General features: G+C 44.2%; 18 protein-coding genes and 2 tRNA genes. 4 read left to right on the top strand and 16 right to left on the bottom strand.

The window, feature by feature from the left end:
• Both L1076_RS13470 and L1076_RS13465 read right to left on the bottom strand, forming a co-directional pair.
• Positions 1 to 505 (bottom strand): hypothetical protein (locus tag L1076_RS13470; protein WP_237303766.1); only part of this gene is annotated, 505 nt, incomplete at its 3' end.
• Complete coding sequence (locus L1076_RS13465; RefSeq protein WP_237303765.1) at positions 505 to 1,560, bottom strand: OmpA family protein; 1,056 nt, start codon at positions 1,558 to 1,560, stop codon at positions 505 to 507. The genes L1076_RS13465 and L1076_RS13470, both read right to left, overlap by 1 nt.
• 723 nt (positions 1,561 to 2,283) lie before the next feature.
• Here L1076_RS13465 and L1076_RS13460 point away from each other — a divergent pair.
• On the top strand, positions 2,284 to 2,907 hold the full coding sequence (locus tag L1076_RS13460) for an HD domain-containing phosphohydrolase (protein ID WP_054756066.1): 624 nt from the start codon (positions 2,284 to 2,286) through the stop codon (positions 2,905 to 2,907).
• A 146-nt stretch (positions 2,908 to 3,053) separates the two neighbouring features.
• Here the strand turns inward: L1076_RS13460 and L1076_RS13455 are convergent, their stop codons facing one another.
• The 13 genes from L1076_RS13455 to hppD all read right to left on the bottom strand — a co-directional run bounded on the left by L1076_RS13455 (position 3,054) and on the right by hppD (position 14,928).
• A complete protein-coding gene (locus L1076_RS13455) occupies positions 3,054 to 3,485 on the bottom strand; it encodes a GNAT family N-acetyltransferase (RefSeq protein ID WP_186175892.1) in 432 nt (143 codons plus the stop codon).
• Positions 3,486 to 3,591: 106 nt separating this feature from the next.
• Positions 3,592 to 4,479, bottom strand: coding sequence for a phytanoyl-CoA dioxygenase family protein (locus L1076_RS13450; RefSeq protein WP_104026266.1), 888 nt, complete (start codon positions 4,477 to 4,479; stop codon positions 3,592 to 3,594).
• Between the two features lie 16 nt (positions 4,480 to 4,495).
• Positions 4,496 to 5,719: a glycosyltransferase family 4 protein gene (locus L1076_RS13445; RefSeq protein WP_186175891.1), complete on the bottom strand. Its 1,224-nt coding sequence runs from the start codon at positions 5,717 to 5,719 to the stop codon at positions 4,496 to 4,498.
• Positions 5,720 to 6,185: 466 nt separating this feature from the next.
• Positions 6,186 to 7,634 carry a lytic polysaccharide monooxygenase gene (locus L1076_RS13440; RefSeq protein ID WP_237303775.1) on the bottom strand — a complete coding sequence of 483 codons (1,449 nt, stop codon included), beginning with the start codon at positions 7,632 to 7,634 and terminating at the stop codon, positions 6,186 to 6,188.
• A 588-nt stretch (positions 7,635 to 8,222) separates the two neighbouring features.
• Positions 8,223 to 9,044, bottom strand: coding sequence for a mechanosensitive ion channel domain-containing protein (locus L1076_RS13435; protein ID WP_038874882.1), 822 nt, complete (start codon positions 9,042 to 9,044; stop codon positions 8,223 to 8,225).
• 222 nt (positions 9,045 to 9,266) lie between these two features.
• Positions 9,267 to 9,343 (bottom strand) — tRNA-Val (locus L1076_RS13430).
• A 46-nt stretch (positions 9,344 to 9,389) separates the two neighbouring features.
• Positions 9,390 to 9,466, bottom strand: a tRNA-Val gene (locus tag L1076_RS13425).
• A gap of 179 nt (positions 9,467 to 9,645) precedes the next feature.
• Positions 9,646 to 9,984: a hypothetical protein gene (locus tag L1076_RS13420; RefSeq protein WP_105069354.1), complete on the bottom strand. Its 339-nt coding sequence runs from the start codon at positions 9,982 to 9,984 to the stop codon at positions 9,646 to 9,648.
• Between the two features lie 151 nt (positions 9,985 to 10,135).
• On the bottom strand, positions 10,136 to 10,798 hold the full coding sequence (locus L1076_RS13415; RefSeq protein WP_005439975.1) for a DUF2726 domain-containing protein: 663 nt from the start codon (positions 10,796 to 10,798) through the stop codon (positions 10,136 to 10,138).
• A gap of 197 nt (positions 10,799 to 10,995) precedes the next feature.
• Positions 10,996 to 11,664 (bottom strand): maleylacetoacetate isomerase, encoded by a 669-nt coding sequence (gene maiA, locus L1076_RS13410; RefSeq protein WP_237303764.1) that lies wholly within the window; start codon positions 11,662 to 11,664, stop codon positions 10,996 to 10,998.
• Between the two features lie 20 nt (positions 11,665 to 11,684).
• The gene (locus tag L1076_RS13405; protein WP_237303763.1) at positions 11,685 to 12,722 is read right to left on the bottom strand and encodes a fumarylacetoacetate hydrolase family protein; all 1,038 of its coding nucleotides are present in this window, start codon (positions 12,720 to 12,722) and stop codon (positions 11,685 to 11,687) included.
• Positions 12,723 to 12,731: 9 nt separating this feature from the next.
• Positions 12,732 to 13,862 carry a homogentisate 1,2-dioxygenase gene (locus tag L1076_RS13400; RefSeq protein ID WP_005427917.1) on the bottom strand — a complete coding sequence of 377 codons (1,131 nt, stop codon included), beginning with the start codon at positions 13,860 to 13,862 and terminating at the stop codon, positions 12,732 to 12,734.
• Entirely contained in the window at positions 13,855 to 14,928 is a 1,074-nt protein-coding gene (hppD, locus tag L1076_RS13395) for a 4-hydroxyphenylpyruvate dioxygenase (protein ID WP_038897049.1), read from the bottom strand. Before hppD ends, L1076_RS13400 begins: the two co-directional genes overlap by 8 nt.
• A gap of 400 nt (positions 14,929 to 15,328) precedes the next feature.
• Here hppD and L1076_RS13390 point away from each other — a divergent pair, with 400 nt between their 5' ends.
• The 3 genes from L1076_RS13390 to L1076_RS13380 all read left to right on the top strand — a co-directional run bounded on the left by L1076_RS13390 (position 15,329) and on the right by L1076_RS13380 (position 21,634).
• Positions 15,329 to 15,790, top strand: coding sequence for a TetR/AcrR family transcriptional regulator (locus L1076_RS13390; RefSeq protein WP_102389202.1), 462 nt, complete (start codon positions 15,329 to 15,331; stop codon positions 15,788 to 15,790).
• Positions 15,791 to 16,392: 602 nt separating this feature from the next.
• Positions 16,393 to 17,499, top strand: a complete 1,107-nt coding sequence (locus tag L1076_RS13385; protein ID WP_104036070.1) for a M20/M25/M40 family metallo-hydrolase — start codon at positions 16,393 to 16,395, stop codon at positions 17,497 to 17,499.
• 424 nt (positions 17,500 to 17,923) lie between these two features.
• Positions 17,924 to 21,634: a M66 family metalloprotease gene (locus tag L1076_RS13380; protein ID WP_237303762.1), complete on the top strand. Its 3,711-nt coding sequence runs from the start codon at positions 17,924 to 17,926 to the stop codon at positions 21,632 to 21,634.
• A gap of 79 nt (positions 21,635 to 21,713) precedes the next feature.
• On the opposite strand, the gene L1076_RS13375 is transcribed toward L1076_RS13380, so the two are convergent.
• Positions 21,714 to 22,247 carry a hypothetical protein gene (locus L1076_RS13375; protein WP_009705948.1) on the bottom strand — a complete coding sequence of 178 codons (534 nt, stop codon included), beginning with the start codon at positions 22,245 to 22,247 and terminating at the stop codon, positions 21,714 to 21,716.
• Positions 22,248 to 22,458 lie beyond the last annotated feature (211 nt).

Below are 22,458 nucleotides of genomic sequence, written 5' to 3'. Positions count from 1 at the left end.
CAGGAAACTTCTGACCATCGACACTGTTGCCATCAATTGCAACGATACTGCTACCTTCTACGAGCATCGCATCAGAAACAATAATTTCAATGCTGTCCGTTTCATTCTCATAAGGAGCTTTACCTGTCGCAGTAATTGTCAGTACCGTATTGGCTGGAACACCATTGGTAGTAAGCACACCTTCATCACTGATACTTGCTTCAGTATTTCCGGCAATAGACCAAGACATCAATTCAGAATCATTGGTGTCGCGATTTGTTGAGAATTGGGTCCCATCGGAAAAATCAAGGGTCGCCTCTAAGGCAATAGGTATCCCAACTGGAAAAGTTTGCCCATCTTCACTGTTACCATCTATTTTGATCGTACCGCTTCCCTGAGTAGTTTCTTTTTGTGGCAAACTACTTCCAACGTCCAACAAACCTGTGTCCTTGTTATTACAACCAAATAGCCCACCGATAGTTAAAAGCATAACCCCTAGTGTTAACGGTTTTTTTATACTCATCATTATGCCCCAACATCCTTATTAATTTCGTTCGTTACCGTTGTTTCGAACCTAATTTCTACACGACGATTTTGGGCTCGACCTTCTTCGGTGTTGTTGTCAGCAATTGGTAAAGTTTCGCCCGCGCCAATTACCGTGATCCGCTCACGCTCTACACCATTAAAAACGAGATAATTCGCCACTTCTTGAGCCCGTTGCTCGGATAAATTTTGGTTATAAGCACTCGCTCCTGTACTATCCGAGTGACCAATTATTTTGACTTGTCCTTGTTCATAACGATTTAAAGCTTCTAATAACTTTTCTAGTTCGGCATTACTTTCTAGGGAAGTAGAGTTGGAAGCAAACAATGCTTCAGCCCCCAAAGAAAGCTCTTCTGTCACGATAACTGGCGGTAAAATAAGTTGTTTGATCGGTTCAGCTACATTATTTTCTTTTGGTTTCAATACTGGTGGTGCCGACTTTTGACCAAATTGATACGTAATTCCAAGCGAAGAAAAGTGTAAATCAGATTGAAGGACATCTCCCCCACCAATGCCATCAATAAACTGGTACTCTGCGCGGAGTGACCAATGCTTTGAAAAATGATAACTAGCACCTAAGGATATTAAAGTGTTCCAATCGTCATCATTGCGTTCGGGATGTAGATTTGACGCTTTATTAATAACTTGGTAAGAGGCACCTAGTCGGCTGAAAACAGACCACTTACTCGACAATTGATAAGAGAGTTTGGATGCTAATTCTACCCCCGAGATGTCTGCATTTACCTTGTAAGTATCATAGGTAGCGTATGGGTCTCCATAATCCGTTAATCCAAGTTCCAAACCAAACCAATTGTTAATTTGATAACCTGTATAAACACCCCCACCTAACGTATCGTCGTTGCAAGTATCGGCTTCACTACCGCATGAATCTTGAAACCCAGCCCAACCAAGACGGCCACCAAGATAAAAATGCGACTTAAACGAGGAGTACGATTGATGTCGCTCCTCTAACCCTTCAATACCATACGAAGGGCTAGCTAGCATCATTGCAACTGACGCTAATAATACTTTATTCATAATTTCCCTCTAACAACATTTAACACACATACCACAAGAGGACTTGCATCAACCACGCTATAAAAAACGTAGATGGCAACCTACCGTAATAAGTCACTGAAGCTTTTGTAGTGTCTCTGTTTTTCAACCGATGCTTCCAAGTTGGCTAGTAATCACAAGAGTCAGAATGATTTGGCGTGGCAGCTATGACGTGAATGAGGTAAGGGAGTTTAATTGCATTATTTACGAGTCATTCTTTGGTCGGGGCTATCAAAGAAACTTGTTTTGATTACGAACAAAATAAACCATACGTTCGCAGCTTATTTGATAACTTGTGGAACCTTTATCAGAGCCTACGCAGAGTTAACCATTTCATTTACGACTAGCGAACAAGGCATACAGTTAAAGTCATACACAGATAGAATCGAATCAACCTTCGACATCTATATAGTCTATAAACCTTGCGCATATGACCAATAAACGTTAGTGAAATTAACGCTCTAAATTTTTATTTGAAATAATCATTAGAGTAAGCGATGTTCATAATATCACTGACTACTTATGCGTATTTGAGGATGAACCAACCATGATGTAGGTTCATGATTGTTAGAGACTTAACTAAAAATAAAAACTTCTAAAACACCGATTTAACCCTTATTAATCTCGATTCACGACCATTCATTTAACACATGCCCTGACCCTCACCATACTTACCGGCCCAAACGAACGACTTAAGGTGTAGGTATGCAAAACGTCAAATTCAATCATGTGTATGCAATGGCATTGAACCACGCACATTCATTTACAGCACTTGAGTTGCTGCAAGAAATGGCTGAGCACTCTCCGGAAACCTATACACACACGCTCAATGTATGCCTAGTCGCTCATGATTTTGGTGAGTTTCTGAATTTTACAGATGCGCAGTTAGAGCTGATTTTTGATGCTGCTCTAGTACATGACTTGGGCAAGCTAAAAACACCAACGACGATCCTCCATAAACATGGCAAGCTTGAACCAATTGAACGTCAAGTGATGAGCGAGCATGTAAAGTACACCTACCAGATTGCAAGAGGTATTAAAGCTCTAGAAACAGCGACAATGGTTGGTGGTCTTCATCATGAACGTTGGGATGGAAATGGTTATCCATTTCGTCTTAAGGGCGACGAGATTCCATTTATCGCGCAAGTGCTCGCGATTGTCGACACATGGGACGCAATGGTTTCAGACAGAGCTTATCGAAAAGGTATGCCTAACTCGAAAGCGATCAACATCCTTTTAGCCGAAAAAGATAAAGGCCAGTTTAATCCGAATCTAGTCGAGCTGTTTGTTACTTACATTCATTCTCACGGTAAAAGCAACCTGTCGTGAAGAGCATCAATAATATCTTCTTTTCCAATGTCTTTTTTGAGTTACTGCCTATATCCAACGTTCATAAACGGAAACGCCCAAAGTTATTAGCTTTGGGCGTTTCTTCTAACAAAACCTGGTTGAGGCGGATGTATGACTATCGAGCGTTACAACGTCATGTGTAAAATTGGAAATGGTTTGCCCATATCATCGAGTGGTGAGCGAGATTCGATTTTGAAGCCCATACATTGGTAAAAACCAACGGCTTGTGGGTTTTGCTCATTCACATCGACTTTTACTGCGCCGAGATGTTTGATCGCGTGTTGTAGCAACATCTTACCTATGCCCTTTCCTCTTGCTTGATCTAGAAGAAACAGCATCTCGATTTTTTCATCATGAACACCAACAAAACCTTGTATTGCTCCTGTCGCGTCTTTCACACACTTTAAAGTGACTGCAGGAAATGCTTGATCAATGATGATGGGTTTAAAAAACTCAATATCTTCTTCTGTGATGAAGTCATGCGTCGCTCGGACTGAATTTTCCCAAACAGCTAGCAGCTCTGCATAGTGTTCAGGAAGCACATTGTCTACCGTCATAGGTGTTCTCTCTTTGAGTGGACTGAAGTTCAATGTGCAGCCGCGAATCGGCATTTTAACAAGATCACTGTATTCTGCCTACGCAAAACGATTAAAAATAACGTCCTCAAAAGATCTTTGCCGCCACTCGATTAAATAATTGTTGGCAATCTTGTCCAAGAAGACGGGTAAATAACCCAGCTTTAACCAAACTATGCAGAGCTGGATAACGTTGTTTCGGTATAAAGCCATCTTCAAAATATCGCTCATCGCCGAACCCTAAGATTCGTTCGTGTTCTTTGGTCAATCCTTTCAAAAAAGCAGCGTTGAGCAAAAGCGGCGCGTACCGATCATACTCCTTATCCAAACTCTGAATAGGGAAAGCAGGATCGTGAAAATTGTAAAACACCACATTGCGAGATGTCAGCACCGGATAGTTTTGTCGGTGAACCCCACTCGTATCAAATAAAAAGGCGGTTCCTGCCTTGCCGGTCACGTGTCTTATTGGCAAGTTCATTTCGTCGACTTGCGCTTTATTCCAATGACCCGGAGCCAATTTTTGTCGATGGCTTTGTTCTACGTAAGCAAACTCACCACTGTCTACATCGGTAAGATACACACCCAACTTTATCTGGGGTGGTGGCTCTTGGCATCGGTCAACGTCATACCAAGCGTCGTTATGCCATCCATGAAAATTACGAGTGGTACGAATGGTTTTCCACCCCCTAACCTCAGTCACTTGAAATCGGTCGCCAATGTAGTCACGGCATATATGCATCAAATCATCATGTTGGATTGGGTACAAAAAAGCAGGCGACAGTGTAAGTAAGTTTTCAATGAGTAATCGCCATCGTTCATTTTGCTGGTATCCCGTCCAAGTATTAAACTGTGGATGGGTAAGGTGTTGATCAAAGCATCGCTGCATTTGCTCGAGCTTAGGTAGCGGAATATAACCATCAAGCACAACAATACCGTTTTCACGTAATTGTTTGAGAATATCTTCTACGTTTAGCATTAGAGCTCCCTCTCTCCTAACCTCTCAATTCGAGCATTTTTTTCATGCTCTCCCACAAACTTTCATTCGAATTAAGCAAACGTTGATAATGCGAAAAAGTCTTAGACACCATATTGTCCAAGCCAAAGTTCTGTTCTGCATGACGTCGGCCGTTTTTGCCAAACTCTACTCTAGCGTCCGTATCTTCGATTAATCGCCAGATAGCGTCATATAAACCAGTCTCATCCCCAGCTTCAATTAAGATCCCACTGTGATGATGCAGTATGACCTCTGGCAGACCACCTATATTAGAAGCAACAACAGGAACACCGCATGCGGACGCTTCAATCGCAGTAAGACCAAACGCCTCTCCCCAAAGAGATGGCATAACAAACACATCCGTGACACTCAAGATATCCGGAACATCAGAACGTAAACCTAAATATTGAATGTCACTCTGGTAATCCTGATGAGCACAAAGGGTTTCCACTTCTTTACGGTATGCGCCATCGCCAATGATCAAGAACTGGCATTCGATACCAGCATCAACACAACGTTTGGCAACATTGAGAAAATGGTCGATGCCCTTCTCCTGTGTCAGCTGACCAATGAAGGCCACTATCATGATGTCGTCGAATACGCCAAGTTGCGCGGACTTAATCTGCCTTGCTTTCTCTTTAGATATCGCCGATTGAAACCGCGCGAGGTCAATACCGTTATAGAGGCGATGTATTTTGTGGTGAGCATTTGGCAAGTTTCGAGCAATGCGTGATGCAACAAAATCAGAGACAGGCAGATATGCGTCAATCGCGAGACTCAGAATACTTTGCCGCATAGAACGGAGTTGGTTTAAGACCAAATAATCTTTACTGGGCATACCAAGAGGATTGGAGCTGTGATCCGTAAAAACAATTTTTCCGCCCCACCTCAATTTACACAACAACAAGCTCGGATCTGTTGGACCAATAAAGTGGGTGTGAAGAATATCGACTTTACGCTCTTTCAATAAACGTACAATGAAGCCTGAATTAGTGATTTTGTCATAATCTAAGCAAATAAGCTCACAGCCTGACTCAAGCAGCCATGTTTTCAGAGTCGGTGATATGGGTTCAATAACGCAGACAATGTAAGTCCAACCACGTTTTTGGGCTTCTTTTCCCATTGACCATAGGTAGTCTTCAAAAGAACCTTGTTTTTGGGGTGAGATTAACGCCCAACAAAACACTGTTGGTTTGAATACTAAATCATTGGAATCTTTCACTGCTTTCTCCTTCACTATCTCCGTGAGCAAAGAGGTCGCCCCATAATGCTCATTGGTCGTAAGTTAGAAAGCCAACCGAGTACCTATTTTCAATTTGATAACGAGAGATGCGCTGCCCCCCGGTTATTGTTCACTATGCAATAACAAAGCCAAGGGGAGGTGCAAAGGCGACAAACGAAAAAAGAGCCCTCACATCCATGGGGCTCAAGTAAAATTTCGCATTATTGTCATTTTAAGGTGAGGTCAAGACTATAGGAGGTGTTAACGCTCAGACGCATATTAACCCACCAGAATGATTAGGAATAAGCATCTGAACTCTCGAGTTTTTTAGAATTGCTTATTGCATTCGACGTCGAGTTTCAATTACTCATCGTCAAAAAAGCCACCATACATCAACCATGGTGGCTTTCTTATTTATCAATTTAATAAACGCGTAAACTGATATCTCTCATTATGAGAATCGAGATTAGTTAGTTGGACGCCAAACACCCCATTGGTCTTTCTGGTAAGTCGCTTCAGGGTTGTCACCACCTTGAATCCACCATTGTGCTTTCCAGTTTTGGTCAGCGTAAGAAACCACTTCACCACCTAAGTATGTTTTAGCAGCATCCCAAGTGCCATTCTCATCTGGATCTGGTTTAGGATCTGGGTCTGGCTCAGGTTTTGGTGGTGTAATTTCGTCATCACCTGCAATAACCTCGAAAGTGAACGTCTCAGCACGTGCGCTGTTTACCGCGTTAGCAACAAATGACAGTGTTTCGTTCTGCGTGATTGCGCTAGTGTTTACCACTATAGACGAAGTACCGTTGTTCTGAATGCTCACCGATGAACCTTGAGTTTGTGTTAGGTTCGCGGCTTCACTTGTGGCAATAATTACGCTGTCACCAGCATTGACGACTTTATCGCTCTTCACAAGTTCATAAATATCGCCAGTCAGTGGCTCTACACCACCATCATCACCATCAATAACTGAAATCATGCCAGATGCGCGGCTATCTTTTGAGTTAAAGAAGTTACGTGATGGATCGTTCTGGAAGTACATGTAATGTGACATTTCTTCATGCCAATCACCGATGAAGACTGCGCCGTCTTTGAACTCTGCGTGCCAACCGTTGATTTCTGAAGCAAGTAGACGTGCCCAATCATTTACGTTCGAAGCTTCAACCTCAATGTCGAAACTACGTGCAACATCACCGTTCTTGTTGATGATGTCATACTTGACCGTGTCACCGATTTCAGGATTTACAAAACCTTGAGGAAGGTACAGGTCACCGCGAACAAGATCAGCTTCAGGAGGAAGAGTATCACCACCTGCAATAGTGATATCAGAACAGTTGTAGAAGCCTTCACCAGCTGCATCATCACGCTGCCAACGAACAAATAGAATCGCGTCACCAGAACGATCTGACGGAATCGTAACGTCCATGCGGTATTTGCCGCCATTTACGGGAACATTACCTACCGTCTGAATCAAGTCTAGATCGCCCCATGCCAGTGCTTTACTTAGATCCGCACCAGGTTTGGTTAGATAAAACTCCCAGAATGAAGGGTTGTGAGGAGCCGTCGCATTAAACACAAATTCAAATGTTCCTGTGTTTAGTTCAGTACGAGTCCAAGCCGTATGTGGCGCACCCATTCCCTTTTTCTGAGGGTCATTTGCATAACACAATGTGCCGTCAGGAATCGCCGCTTTCACTGCTGCCATATTGTTGTAATCAGTAATGTTCTTAGCGAATTCATTACGCTGAACAAAAGGATAAGAACCAGAGATGTCTTTCGCTTGAGCACATGCTGCATTTGGTGGCGTACCAGACCAAACTCCACCTTGTTCGTAACACGTGTTTTGACGAGCACTCGGGAACTCAGACCAGCCGTGAGCATTAGCTGCTGTAGGTAGCCCGGATAGCATCGCCATACCCACCGCGATTTTAAGAATGTTATTATTTGCTTTCACTTTTTCACTCTCTACCGTTTATTGTACAAAATAGCTTCAGCGGATATTTTATAACCACTGTCACCTATTGCGTGTTTATAGTTTTAATCAGAAAACAGTGAAAAATAATATACGTAAGTTTAATCAATAAAAGCGTCATGGTTATTGATAGGAATTAACATCACAATTTTAAATAATTCAGATATATATGACAAAACCAACACAAACAAACAATTTCCTTAAAAAACATATCCATAAGTTCATTTTACATCCATAAACCAATAGAAATGTAGAGTAAATATACCAGAACAGAACACCAATCAATCAGAGCTATATATAGTTATTTCTTGTGACTTGCGTTCCAATCAAATTATTTATCATTATGATTGAAAAATATAATCAAATAAGAACTAATATAAATAAACAAAATATAAAGAACCTCATATTTCATTGTTATTATATTTACTCTTGCTAATAAAACGAACATAGAAAGACAACAACACTTTGCTCTTATCTTGCAAATAATCTTTGTGTCTAGAAAAGAAAAAAGGAGCTGTCGCTCCTTTCGTTTTATCGTTGAATGTGAACATCTCTTTGAGGGAATGGAATCGTGATGTCTTCGGAATCAAAGGCATCTTTCACTCGCTCATAAAGACCAAAATACGCTGGCCAATAATTTTCAGAATCAACCCACGCCCACACTAACATTCCGACATGGCTATCGCCGTGTTGGCTTACATGCACCGTAGGCTCTGGCTCATTGATGATCAAATCATAGTTTTCCATCACCTGCATGAGAACGCGTCGTGCTTTATGGATATCATCGCCATAACTAATGCCGAATTCGATATCTATACGGCGCTTGTCTTCACAAAATAGGTTCTTTACCGTTCCGTTAGACAATGAGCCGTTAGGAATGATGATTTTTTGGTTGTCATAGGTCAGCAAGACAGTCACAAAGATTTGAATATCAACCACTTTGCCCATGTGCCCTTGCGCTTCAATTACATCGCCGACTTTAAATGGTTTGAAAAACAGAATCAGCACGCCACCAGCGAAATTAGACAAGCTGCCTTGCAGAGCCATACCTACAGCAAGGCCAGCAGCACCTAGCATTGCAATAAAGGACGTGGTTTCGACACCAATCATGGATGCAGCAGAAATGATCAAAAGGATTTTTAAAATGACAGAGGCAAGAGACGAGAGAAAGCCTCTCAAACCATGCTCGATTTTCATTTTTTCTAACGTGACTTCTATCGCTCGGCTGACTTTGCCTACAATCCACCAGCCAACAAACAACACCATCAAAGCTAATATGAATTTTGGCCCAAAGGTCAGCAGCATCTCCAAACATTTTTCATACAATGCTTCTAGAGAAATGTTTTCCCACATTTGTATACCTCTCTAATATTAAAAAGAGGAGTACTTTGGGTGTACGGTGCGTTGAGTTCAACTGACTCCAAGCAAGATTAAAAAAGACAATCACATTTTTTGTTCGTACTAACCGATATTTAGTGTTTGTAGGAAGGAAATATCGACTCGGTATCAAAACCACAGATACAACAAAGCCCGCTATAATAGCGGGCTTTGCGTTTGTCCATGAAAGACTAAATTTGGTGGGTCCGACCAGATTCGAACTGGTGACCCCTACCATGTCAAGGTAGTACTCTAACCAACTGAGCTACGGACCCAAATTTAATGTTCAGCATACTTTGGTTTTAGCATGGCTTTAAGGAATGGTGGGTCCGACCAGATTCGAACTGGTGACCCCTACCATGTCAAGGTAGTACTCTAACCAACTGAGCTACGGACCCATTCCTTAAGAACGAAATGGATATTAGCTATATCCTATGAGGGGTGCAAGCATAAATTCACTAACTTTGATTCGTTTGGCGAAAATCTAAACTCAACACCCGCTTTTAGACGATTTTATCGACAAAGCATTGGCAGCCACGAGCTAAAAGTGTGATCTACTTAACTTTTATATTTTCGGCTAATTATCGTAGGGCACTTCGCTGAGCATCCAAATTTGCAAAACTTGCGATACGTTTGGGCAATCGCCAAACAAAATTTGGTATTTAGGCTCGAAAGGTTCACCAATAAACGTGGTACGAATCAGTTTGCCAGTTTTTAGGTCCACCTGCGTACTCACCCTTCCCTTGAAGTTTTGAAAAATCGCAAATTGTTCACTGTGGTACACCATCTGCTCTCGATAGAACAAAAAGTGGTCTTGTGGTGTTTCAGTAAGTTGGCATTCTAGTGGTTTTAAAGGCTGCTGAGCTTGCACACTCAATGCCACTAGCAATGCAGATAGGCTCCATCCAAATCGCATCGTACGTCCCTATTCTTCTTTCTTTATCAAAGTATAGGAGCTATCGGGGTAACTGCAGCGAAGCTCGGAACTTGTGACTACCAAGAAAGAAAAAAGCTTCAACCAATCCAGTTGAAGCCTTTCTCTATCTCATTATCTGGGAACGAATTGTTTATTCGTCTTCTGTATCAAACACCACATTGTAGTTTTCTGTGTAAGTACAGTTTGGCTGGCGGCTACAAGTAAAGAAGCGTCGACCTTTAAACTCACCTTGACTCGCTGTTCTGATGATCATCGGACTGCCACACTTTTTACAAAAGCGGACTTCTTTATCCGGTTCAATCAGATCAATGTGCGCTGCCAATAAACGACGTAAACGCCCTACTTGGTAGCTGTGTTTCACCGATGCGCCAATCAAAGGAAGGTTCGCCGATTTACACACGTGCATCAGCAGTTTTTGGCGCTCGACTTTGCCTTTATGCAATTGCTGGCCATTATCAAGCTCAATAATCACACGTGGTTCAAGCGTTCTAGGGTCGCAGATAACGTAATCGAAGTAGCTGCGTGAAATTCGATTACTGGCAATGAAGAACTGCTTTTTATTCTTAATCTCTTTTGGTGCGATCAACGTTGCCATGTTTACTTTGGCAAACACCACCGCATGATCACCAACTGCGGCTCTCAATGCATTAAAAAACGCCCCTTCCTGCCCTTTTAATAAAGGACCTTTCGAACGGTATGGGAAGTCTCGCGTGTCATCGTTTTTGATCACGTACTTTTGAATGATAAAGAAGAAAACAACAAGTAGAACAACAATGATAAAGATGTTGGTCATAGATAAAGTGCGCCCAAAACAACTAGTTACTTAAAGCCTAAATGGAAATTTTAGCCAGAGCAACAAAACCGATAAATTTTGCGGGGTGATGATAACAGTAGCCAACGTTTTGAACACGATTTTTACGTCAAGTTGAGAGAACAAAAGCGGGCTCCATCAAGAGCCCGTTTGTTAATCATTAAGATGTAGGGAGAGTGCTAGCTGTTCGCGTCAGGTTGGTTCTCTGGCATGGCATCAATAAACGCAGGCTGTTGATTACATGCTTCTACAATCGAGCTAATTACCGGATAAGGAGTCATATCCACTCCAAAACGTAACGCGTTGTACACTTGAGGCACTAAGCAAATATCAACAACAGAGGGAGAGTCAGTCACACTGTAGATACAGTTTCCATGTTGTTGTCGATGCTGGTTTAGCTTCTCTTCTAATGCTGTAAAGCCTTGATTTACCCAATGATGAATCCACTCGACTTTCGCTTCTTGATTACACGACAGCTTCCCTTCTAGGTACTGCAATACGCGCAAATTGTTGATTGGGTGGACCTCCATCGCGATATCCTGAGCCATAGCCAAAGCATGGTAACGAAGCGGCAATTTCTCTGGAACCACTCGAACTTGCGGATACTGCTCATCGAGATACTGAATGATGGCAAGAGATTGGTTGAGTTGAATACTACCATCCACCAGCACTGGCACAAGCTCAGAGGCATTTAACTCATGGTATTCCGCGCTATGCTGCTCGCCGCCATTACGTACCAAATGAACCGATTTGGACTCGTAGTTCAGCTCTTTTAAGTTCAAACAAATGCGAACTCGATAAGCCGCCGAAGAGCGCCAATAGCCATAGAGGGTGATGTTATCGCTCATACTTCCCTTGCCCCTCATTCTCAGTGTTTTAGGTATTGGCTGATTTGCTGATCAATCGCACCAAAGATCGAGTTGCCATCTGCGTCAAACATTTCAAGCTTGATAGAGTCACCAAACGACATAAAGCTCGTCGACGGTTTACCATCACGAATGGTTTCAATCATGCGCACTTCTGCAATACATGAGTAGCCTACGCCACCCTCTTCGATAGAGGTACCATTCTCCGTGCCTTGTTTGTTCGATACTGTACCCGAGCCAATGATTGCACCCGCAGAAAGTGGACGGGTTTTGCTGGCATGGACAATCAAATCAGCGAAATCAAACGTCATATCTACTCCAGCATTCGGACAACCAAATGGGGCATTGTTGTATGTAGAAACCAAAGGCAAATGAACTTTGTTTTCATACCATGCTTCACCCAGTTCATCTGGCGTTACTGCAACAGGAGAAAACGCCGATGACGGTTTTGATTGGAAGAAGCCAAAACCTTTCGCCAGTTCTGCCGGAATCAAACCACGCAACGACACATCGTTAACTAGCATGATAAGACGAATGGATTCTTGTGCTTCTGCAATGCTTGCTCCCATCGGCACATCACCAGTGATCACGGCAACTTCACCTTCGAAGTCAATGCCCCACTCGTCGCTGGCAAATTCGATGTTGTCGCAAGGACCAATAAATGCGTCAGAACCACCTTGATACATCAAAGGGTCGGTCCAGAAGCTTTCTGGCATTTCCGCACCACGCGCTTTACGAACTAATTCGACGTGATTGACATAAGCACTGCCATCCGCCCATTGATAGGCGCGAGGCAATGGTGATGCTAGGTAGTGGGATTCAAACGCTTCACTTCCTGAAACCGAACCATTGTTTAGCGCGTTATAAAGCTCTTCCAGTTGTGGAGCGACTTTATCCCAGTTATCCAATGCCACTTGCATGGTTGGCGCGAGATGCATCGCGTGGAAAATTTCAGTTGCCGGAACACATTGTGCTAGGTCTTTGCTCACGACCATCAATAGACCATCGCGAGTGCCACTTTTCTTGGTTGCTAATTTCATCCTTGCCCCTTACTTCTCTTGCCAGCTATAGACGTATTCTTTGTTTTCAACCTTATCGAGCTCATCAGAGAACTCGAGCGCATGGCGTGTATCAATCATCACTGCCACTTCATCGGTAAACTTCTTCTTATATTCCTGACCTGCTTTGAACGCTTTCGGATGAGGACCGTGGGTAAAGCCTGCCGGATGGAAAGTCACCATGCCTGCTTCGATGTTGTCACGGCTGAAGAAATCCCCTGCGTGGTAGAACAAGACTTCGTCATAATCGTCATTGTTATGATAGAACGGCACCTTCAGTGCGCCAGGGTCGCTTTCGATTGGACGTGGCACAAACGTACACACCACGAATCCAGCACCAACAAATGTCGTGTGGGCAGAAGGTGGTAAGTGATAGCGATGCGACATCAAAGGTCGAATATCACGCCAGTTCACTTTCACCACAGCCAAGTCACCGTGCCAACCAATCGCATCAAGCGGGTTGAATGGATAAGTAATCACGCTGACTTTATCATGGCGCTTCACATGAACTTGAGTTTGATCTTCTGAGTATTGCGCTCGGAATTCATCATTAATTGACGGGGTTTCCAGAACGGCTGGGTCGAATACAGCATGATTGCCCACCATGCCTTTTTCTGGCAAAGAATAGGCGGCATCGGTGTTTTCAATCATCAGAACAAACATTGGCTCGCTTGGTTCTAATCGCCAACTGGTTGAGCGTGGAATCATTACGTAATCGCCTTCGCTCACTTTGAGATGACCATAGTCGCAGTAAAGATCTGCCGTGCCATGATGGATGAACAGCAGCTCATCGCCATCGGCGTTACGCACCAAGAAGTCCATCTTCTCGTCCATACGCCATACACGGATCTTACAGTTGGCGTTGTGTAGAAGATGCGGCACTGCCCAAGGCGAAATCTGACTCGCCGTTTCGACTAGGTTGAAATCGAAAGCGCGCGGACGTAAATCGCCCTCCCACTCAGACCAACCTGTCGGTGCGTGTTGATGATGAAAGTGTGCAGCAGGACCGAAAAATCCACTTCGACCTGCTTCACGTTCGTAAATTGCCTCTTCCGGGAAATCAGCATGTGCTTGCTTGGAGCACACTCCCTCCCGATGAGGGAATGTGATCCATTTATGCATCGCTTAGTACTCCTCGGCGGATTTGGTCTTCTTCAATTGATTCAAACAAGGCTTTGAAGTTACCTTCGCCAAAGCCCTCGTTGCCTTTACGCTGAATGATTTCAAAGAACACTGGACCAATAACGGTCTGGGTGAAGATTTGTAGCAAGATGCCGTCTTTGGTTGGCGCGCCATCAATAAGGACTTGCAGATCACGCAGTTTGCTTACGTCCTCCCCGTGTCCTTTTACGCGCTCGTCGACTTTCTCGTAGTACGTATCTGGTGTCGGCATAAAGTCCATGCCGCGATCACGCAGTGTTTGAACGGTTTGGTAGATGTCATCGGTGGTCATCGCGATGTGCTGAATACCTTCACCGTTGTATTCACGGATGAACTCTTCAATCTGGGATTTGTCGTCAGAAGACTCGTTGATTGGAATGCGGATCTTGCCACACGGTGCGGTCATTGCGCGGCTAACAAGCCCTGTCAGCTTACCTTCAATGTCGAAGTAGCGAATCTCGCGGAAGTTACCAATGCGCTCGTAAAATCCAGACCACACATCCATGTTGCCTTGCTTCACGTTATGAGTCAGATGGTCGATTTCGTACATGCCAACGTCTGCTTTCGCTAGACGTTCCTCTGCATCATCGTAGAAGCGGAAGTCGACATCGTAAATGCTCTGTTTGCCGTAACGATCAACGAAGTACAGAAGACTCTCACCGATACCGTAAATTGCCGGAATGCTTAGCTCCATCGGACCGATTTCCGTTTTGTACTCTTCACCGCCGTTATCCAGCGCTTGCTTTAGCGCCACGTTAGCGTCTTGCACGCGAAATGCCATGCCACAAACGGAAGGTCCATGAACTTTAGCGAAGCCTTCTGCCTGACTGTGCGGCTGAGCATTAACGATAAAGCTGATGTCACCTTGTCGGTACAGCCAAGCCTCTTTAGAACGGTGTTTTGCGATTTCTGCAAAACCCAACGAAACAAACAGCGCTTTCAGTTGTTCAATACCTTCGCTATCCGCCGCTGTGTATTCCACAAATTCGAATCCATCCGTGCCTAATGGGTTGTAGGTGTCCACCATGACTTTCTCCTTATGTCATTGTTGTGTTTGAACATACGTTCTTGTTCGATATTTCTAACTTGGCGCAGGAGGAGAAAAATTGGAATACATACGAGGAAATCTAGCTTCATGCACTTTTTGCAACGTAATGTAAAAAATATGTTACACGACATTATTCACCCGCAATCGTTTACGTGAAAAATAAGGAAAACACATAATATCAACGCATTAGCATATCGTTTTTAAATTTACACGCCCATTCAAGATGTAAACAGATTGTTACCACAATGACTTTTGTGGGCAGTAACGCGCAATTCTCATTCAAACAGTGTCAATATACGGACAATTATTCTGATGATATATGGAATGAGTGCCGATAAGTGGTAGTATCATTTTTTAACCACTACACTGGCAAATAGTTATGGCACGCCGAACTCAAGAAGATACCCAGATTACCATCAACACCATCCTCGATGTCGCGACAGAGCAGTTGATCAAGCTTGGTTACGAGAAGATGTCCTACACGACGTTGAGTGAGCAATCGGGAATATCGAGGACGGGCATAAGCCATCACTTTGCAAAGAAAGCCGATATTCCTCGCGCTCTACAAGGCCGACTACTAAAAATCATGGCCGATAAGTTGAACATGTCAGGTAATGAAAAAGACTTCATTGACAGTTGGGAACATGCGTTTGGCGATGAAGCGTTTATGGCGATTTGGCGTTTGGCATTTTTGATGACAGTTTGTGAGCATCACACACCTTATCTCAATGAGATTCAAACGCAGATTGAGACTGTTGCATCGTTCAAGCTTAACAAGTCATGCCAACGCACGATTGAATGGTTGATAGGCGTAACTTTATTGAGCTTGCAAAAAAGTTAACCCAATTATCTGGATACGAGGCCGAGTCAGCGACTCGGCTTTTTGCGTTTTTATACTCAGAAAACTTAGATTTGATTATTATTTAAGTATAGCGGCCGAACCCTTTGCAGAGTTCGGCCTATCCAGAAAGGCAGTGCGAGAGGACATGAATAAACAGAGACTGTATTAACCCATAGATGTGATACTGCTTCAATAATTACCCGTTAAATTACAATCGACTATGCAGTTATACTGTTAACTTTTCATCAATTACATAAATAGCTCGACTCTGTACATAAATACCACTCGCCCTTATATAAATCAGTCACTTTCGATATTTGTAGAAATTCGCTAAAAGCTCATAACAAACGATTAGTTTTTCTCTATCACCCCAAAAAACTGGGTGTTAGTCTTGTTTACATATTTACCTAGCCCATTTTTACTTTCGTGACCGCCGCATCAGATCCGGTAATTCGTAGGTCAAGAGAATGTCAGGCAGCGGTATTTTTTGATTCAAGACAGTTTTGACACGGACTAGGTGTGTAATAAGAGGTGTTCTGTTCCCTTTCGGGCTCGCACTCTATACCGCTGCGGTCTCGACCAAGAAAGAAAGAGACATCCAAATGACACAAATTAATCAAGAACGTCTAGTTGAACATTTCTGCCAACTGGTTCGCATCGACAGCGAATCTATGAATGAAAAACAAATTGCAGAAACTCTGGCTGAGCAACTGGGCGAACTAGGCTTTACGGTTCACAAACTACCAGTACCAGAACACATTTCTAACGGCTTCAACGTTTATGCACGTCTAGAAGGTAAGAAAGAAGGCTCTATCCTCATGAGCTGCCACATGGATACAGTAACGCCTGGTATCGGCATTGAGCCGATCATCGAAGATGGCATCATTCGATCTAAAGGCAATACAATCCTTGGCGGTGATGACAAGTCTGGCATTGCTGCAATCATGGAAGCGGTTCGTTGCATCCAAGCTGAAAACCTAGAGCACAAAACGTTAGAGCTTGCTTTCACTGTGCATGAAGAAGGCGGTCTATTCGGCTCTGAGTACTTCGACATGACGCACGTAACGTCTAAAGAAGCGATCGTACTGGACACAGGCGGTCCTATCGGCACTATCGTGACAGCAGCACCTGGTCAGCAAAAAATCGTTGCAACAATCAAAGGTCGCCCAGCACACGCGGGTCTAGCACCTGAAGAAGGCATCAGCGCAATCATGGTAGCGGCAGATGCAATCAACCACATGAAGCTGCTTCGTATCGATGAAGAAACCACAGCAAACATCGGTATGGTGAACGGCGGTCAAGCGACAAACATCGTGATGCCAGAACTAAAAATCGTTGCTGAAGCACGCTCTCTAAACGGTGAGAAGCTAGAAGCGCAAGTGAACCATATGATCTCTACCTTCGAGTCAGTATGTGAAAAACACGGCGCAGAAGTTGAAATCGAATCAAGCCGCGCATACGACGCATTTGTTATCGAAGAAGACAACGCTCACGTCTCAGCAATCAAAGCGGCATTCGCTGACATGGGCATCGATGCATTCACAAAAGGCACTGGTGGTGGCAGCGACGCAAACAACTTCAACAAGAAAGGTCTAACAACGGTAAACCTTTCTACTGGTATGGCGAAAGTACACACAACTGAAGAATTCATCGCGGTTGACGACATGGTGAAAATCACGGAATTCGTTAAGCACTTCCTAGTGAAATAATCTAGAGAATAAAGCGTAACTAACGCTGAATTTGAAACGCTAACTCGAATCCCCTTCTTGCTTGTACATGGAGGGGATTTTTATTTCCGTTGAGTAACGTCCCCTTCTATTACGCAGTTAAGCCACCAAAAAACAACGATTCCCCAGAGCAATATGGCGTACGCATACATAGAAAACACCATTTTGTATAGATGGATAAATGTGAATTTGGACATAAGGTACCAATCTGATTTCGTGATCAAATCAGAGCTGGAAGCAAAATCACAGGCATAATTCATGCTATCTATTTCGCCGGCGGTTCCCATCAGATAATCAAATCCATAAGCCACTTGCATTGAGAGTGCTTATGTAATCCCCCTCCATACTGTGTCGAGCTTCTGGCGACACATAAATGTCTATTCAATTGGCAAAAGTAGAGTCTAATATGAAGAAAAACACGCTCGCTTGGCTGATCTCATCCTTATTAGGAAGTACAGCCACTTTCGCATACGCGAACCACGATCTGACACTGGTCGAAATCGGAAACCAAACCTTTGAACGCATGGAAATGCTCAAGCAGCTAGCAGACAAAGGTCAAGGTACGTCTCAACGCGATGGCGAAACCTACCTTGATTTCCAAGGCTATGAATACTGGGTTAACTTTGATGGCTACCCTAAGTTCCCATTCTTATTCGGCGATCAAGACCAAGCCTACCGCAATGTGGTGGACTTCGTCGGTCCTGAATGGGAGTTCATCATGTACAACGGCGGCTTCTATCTGATGCACAAAGAGTTTGGTGTGATGAACCCAGACGACACAGGTTGCTACGTAGAATATATCCCTGCAGCCCGAGGCTCGAAGCGTCCAAATGGCGAATACATTTGGCAGTCAGATATGATTCAAAACATCGAGACTTCTGATTGTGGTGACCTATCTGCGCCAAGCATCAATGCATTGAACGTAGCCAGCGTTTCAGATCAAGGTGTTCAGCTAAAATGGGCTACGCAAAACGCGAATGACAATGTGGTTTTGACGTTGACCGAATCAGGTTCAGAGCCCGTTCGTTATGACAACGTTCAATCTGGCTTGTTCATTGGTAACCTGAAACCAGACACTCGGTACACGGCGGAGCTTTCTTCGTGTAATGCGATCGATTGTATCGAGCCACAAAAGATTGAGTTCATGACAAGTGCTGCACGCCTTGGTTACGCAGACGAATTGCCGCTAGTAAATCACTTGAATGGCGATTTGACTGGTTCTATCCATTTTGCTCAAACCCATACTGCCACTGCCCCGAATCAAAACGATGTGAACCTGTTCCCTGACTTGGTGATCGACCGTGAAGCTCTGCTTTTATTCACGCCAGAAGACAAAACCGTTCAGCAAGTTTGGGTAGAAGTGAGCTTTGAAGGCACTGTAATCACTCGCCTCCCAATGCTGCCACCAAGCGCGCTTGCGGCTTCTGATCAGCCAGATAATGGGCGTTCTAAAGTGGTATTCTCCCATCACGCGTGGTCACTGCCGTTGCAATGGGATTGGATGAAGCCAGGCTTGTCGCTGCGCTTAACCGATAACACTGATCGCCAAGGCGACTTAGCTGCCAATGAACTTGTCTTTGGCGGCGCGCCGGAGCTTATCATTCAAAACATCGACATGGGTATGCTCACGGCGCCACGTGATGGCAACACCATGATCAAAAACATGGCAAAACTCAGCGCCGATTACTTCCAGAAAATCCCAGCATCTAAACTGGTGATGGCGGATTACACTGCCGCTTATTTCCCGAAAGTGACGCTGCCAAACGGTAAGGTTTACACCACAAGCTCCGATGGTGAAGGTGGCTGGCACGGCGGTGACATGCGTGAAGCCATTGGTAAAGCACTGGTCTCTACAGGTGTGAATAACGCGAATGTCGGCATTACTGATAGTGCTGGTTATTCGCAAGCTTACAATAAACGCTTCAACCATATTACTGCGCACACCAACCGCGGCGTATACACCAACGGCGTTATTGACCATGGCGGCAGTGGCGGCGGTGGCATCGTGACGTTAACAGCGACAACCGGTAACGAATGGTCGCACGAGCTGGGGCATAACTACGGTCTGGGTCACTACCCTTGGTATGCTTCTACGCACGATTTAGAATCTGGTTGGGGTTGGGATGCTCTGCATCGCCGCTTTATCGGTAACTTACACTGGACAGGTGAAGCCACGACTAACGATGTGGGTGGTGAAGTGGTACCACCATTTGCGGGTGAATTCCGCTTTATGCGTGATGCGCAAGCCGGTGGCGAAGCCGCACTATTGGGCACCATTAGTCATTACACGTTAGAGCACCCTTCTCAGTCTCGCCGTGTACAAACGTGGCTCAATAACGGCTTTAACGTCAATTTAAACAGCTCGACTGGTTATGTTCGTTGGAATCAAGAAAGCCAAAGTTACGAAGAAGCACAAACCGACACGCCAGTACCTAGCGCGGCAGGCGTGCCTGTTGTCACCATGTTGGGCATTTACGATCCGCGTAACGAACTTGCAAGCCAAGTTTACCCGCTGATTTACTCCAACTACGGCAACGTGTTTGATCTGCCTTCTGCACCAGACGTAACTTATCATCCAGAAGGTTGGCAAACGGTGTCTTCTTTGTCTGACGAGCAAATTCAACAAGATTTGTGGCAAACGATGAAGGTCAACAATCAGCAAGCTCGTATTTGTCAGTTCACCTACACGGCAAGCAACGGCGAAAGTGCAAACTTCGTCGGTACAGTCAGTGCAGATAAGGTGCGTTGTGAAAGCAGCGAAGACATGTACTGGAACATCAATGGTCAGCGTGAGCGCATGATATCTCAAGATCATAACTACTCATTGCTGTCTAAATACGGTGAAGGTGCTGTGACTTACACGCCGAACACCGAAATTGGCGAAGTGCCACTTTGCGTGCTTGATAAATCCGGCACGAGCCATGACGGTGCGGGCTACTTTACCTCTTCCCACTGCCAGCAGTTTAGTGGCGTGAAACACAACAATGGTGCAGATTGGCGTTACGCACGACATCAAGGTGGAATGCATCAGCCGAGTATGGTCTCTCAACGTAGCTGTGCAGTTACGGTGGAGCGCCAGGATGGCTCAGTACAAAACATTGCGGTTGCAAGTAGCCGATTAAACGACTCACAAAGCAACAAGTTCCACTTTAACCTAGAGCAACTGCCACTACCGACTCGTGTCACCTTAAGTTGTACTGACGTGAATGGTGAGCAAGTGCTAGATAGCTTGATCCCTGATCAAAACCCAGCGATCGATAAGCTTGTTGGTCCTATTTTTGTTGGTCAGGAGCACGGTTACAAACAATACATTGATGAACAAGTCATGTTTGCCGACAACGCAGCGTTAAACCGCATCGACTTTGGCTTTGTGGCTGACTTCGACAAGTTCGTAGCAGACAACTACGGAGCGGGCGTACTGAACAATGGTGAGACAAGCGCAGAACGCCGCGCTGGTGCACTTTACGTATACCCTAACCCAGTCACCGGCACTCGCGATTATTTCCTAATGCGTGACATTTCTGCGGCGGACTTCCCAACCAATCAAGCAGACAATGAAGGCTGGAAGTACCTAGGCTCAGCGGAAAACCATGTCCAGTTTGGTTTTAACCCGTTGAACATTGATCGTAGTAACATCGACAATGCGCAGCGCGTTGCCGGCTACTTCAATCAACCTCAGTTGCTAACTTGGGAACAAGCGAGTTCAACAACATGGGGTCAATCTGAGAACGCTATTTTCATTGATACCGATGAAAGCGGTGAGCGCCGTTACTTTATGCAAAAACGTCCGGGAGTGGACAACGCGTTGCCAGTTCAAAACACCTCTGACGCTGATTGGCGCTTTATTGGTAGCGATACGGATATTGAACAGTACATTGCTGAGCTCAACAGTGACCTAGCTAAGTTTGAAGCCGAAATCTTAAACTGGCACAAGCAAGATCGCATGGGGGTTTGGGGCGAGAACAACAACACGGGAGCCATCAACGATATTTACGTGTATCACTTCCGTGGTGGTTACCATTACTACCGCCTCATTGACGGCAAGTATTGGTACTTCCCTTGGCCAACGGAGGCAAACCCAAACAACGCTGATTGGCAGTACTTGGGACACTTCTAAGCCTTATTAGTTCTGAAGGTGCATTAAAGATCGCTATTCGTAAAAAAGCCCTCGGATTCGAGGGCTTTCTTTATTCATCTCATGCTGCTTTGTTTTCGTGCAACATGGATATCTGGTCTTTCACCGAGTATAAAAACTCGATGTTTGGTGTCTTATCCGTATATAACTCATACTCAAGTGAATTGTAGAAGTATTGTCTTGCGGAAGAATTCAGAACTTTGGCAAAGGACAAAGCTTCCAACTCATGCTCTATCTCTTTTTTGGTCATATTCGAGTAACCGAGGCTTTCATCTTCTGAGAAACTCTCTTGTACATTGCGAACATACGCATGACAATCTTCGATAAGCAATCGAACAGATTCAATACGTTGCTCTATGGCCATCATTTGCGAACCATTCCACTTGAGTTTTTCTTGCTCAAGCTTGTCTTTCAGTCCACCTTCCTGCAACTTGGTGTTGTTATCTTTGATTCTTAATAGCTCATCAAGAACCTGATGGAATTCTGACTCAGCCCTAAGCCTCAAAATCTCCAACTCCTTGGAGAATAGTTTCGCTCTGAGTTCACTAGCTTGATACAAGCCAGAAACCGCAGCATTTTTGCTAACTCCAAACATAAAAACCTACCAAACACATACTTTATTAAAACAGTAGCACATCAAAACAAGGGAGAACCACATCAGACTAAAAATGCGCTTCTCTTTCTCAATATTTTGTTAATTGTAACTCATAATCGTAGTTTGATATTACTACCGACCACATGCTATCTGAAGGAAAATCACATAGTTATTTTGATAAAATTATTTATCCACAATAATCAAAAACTTG

The sequence above is a fragment of the Vibrio sp. MMG023 genome, from assembly GCF_021654215.1.
Classification (GTDB): domain Bacteria; phylum Pseudomonadota; class Gammaproteobacteria; order Enterobacterales; family Vibrionaceae; genus Vibrio; species Vibrio jasicida.
The sequence above is the reverse complement of the archived record's forward strand: the minus strand, read 5'-3'. Positions and strand labels throughout refer to the sequence as shown.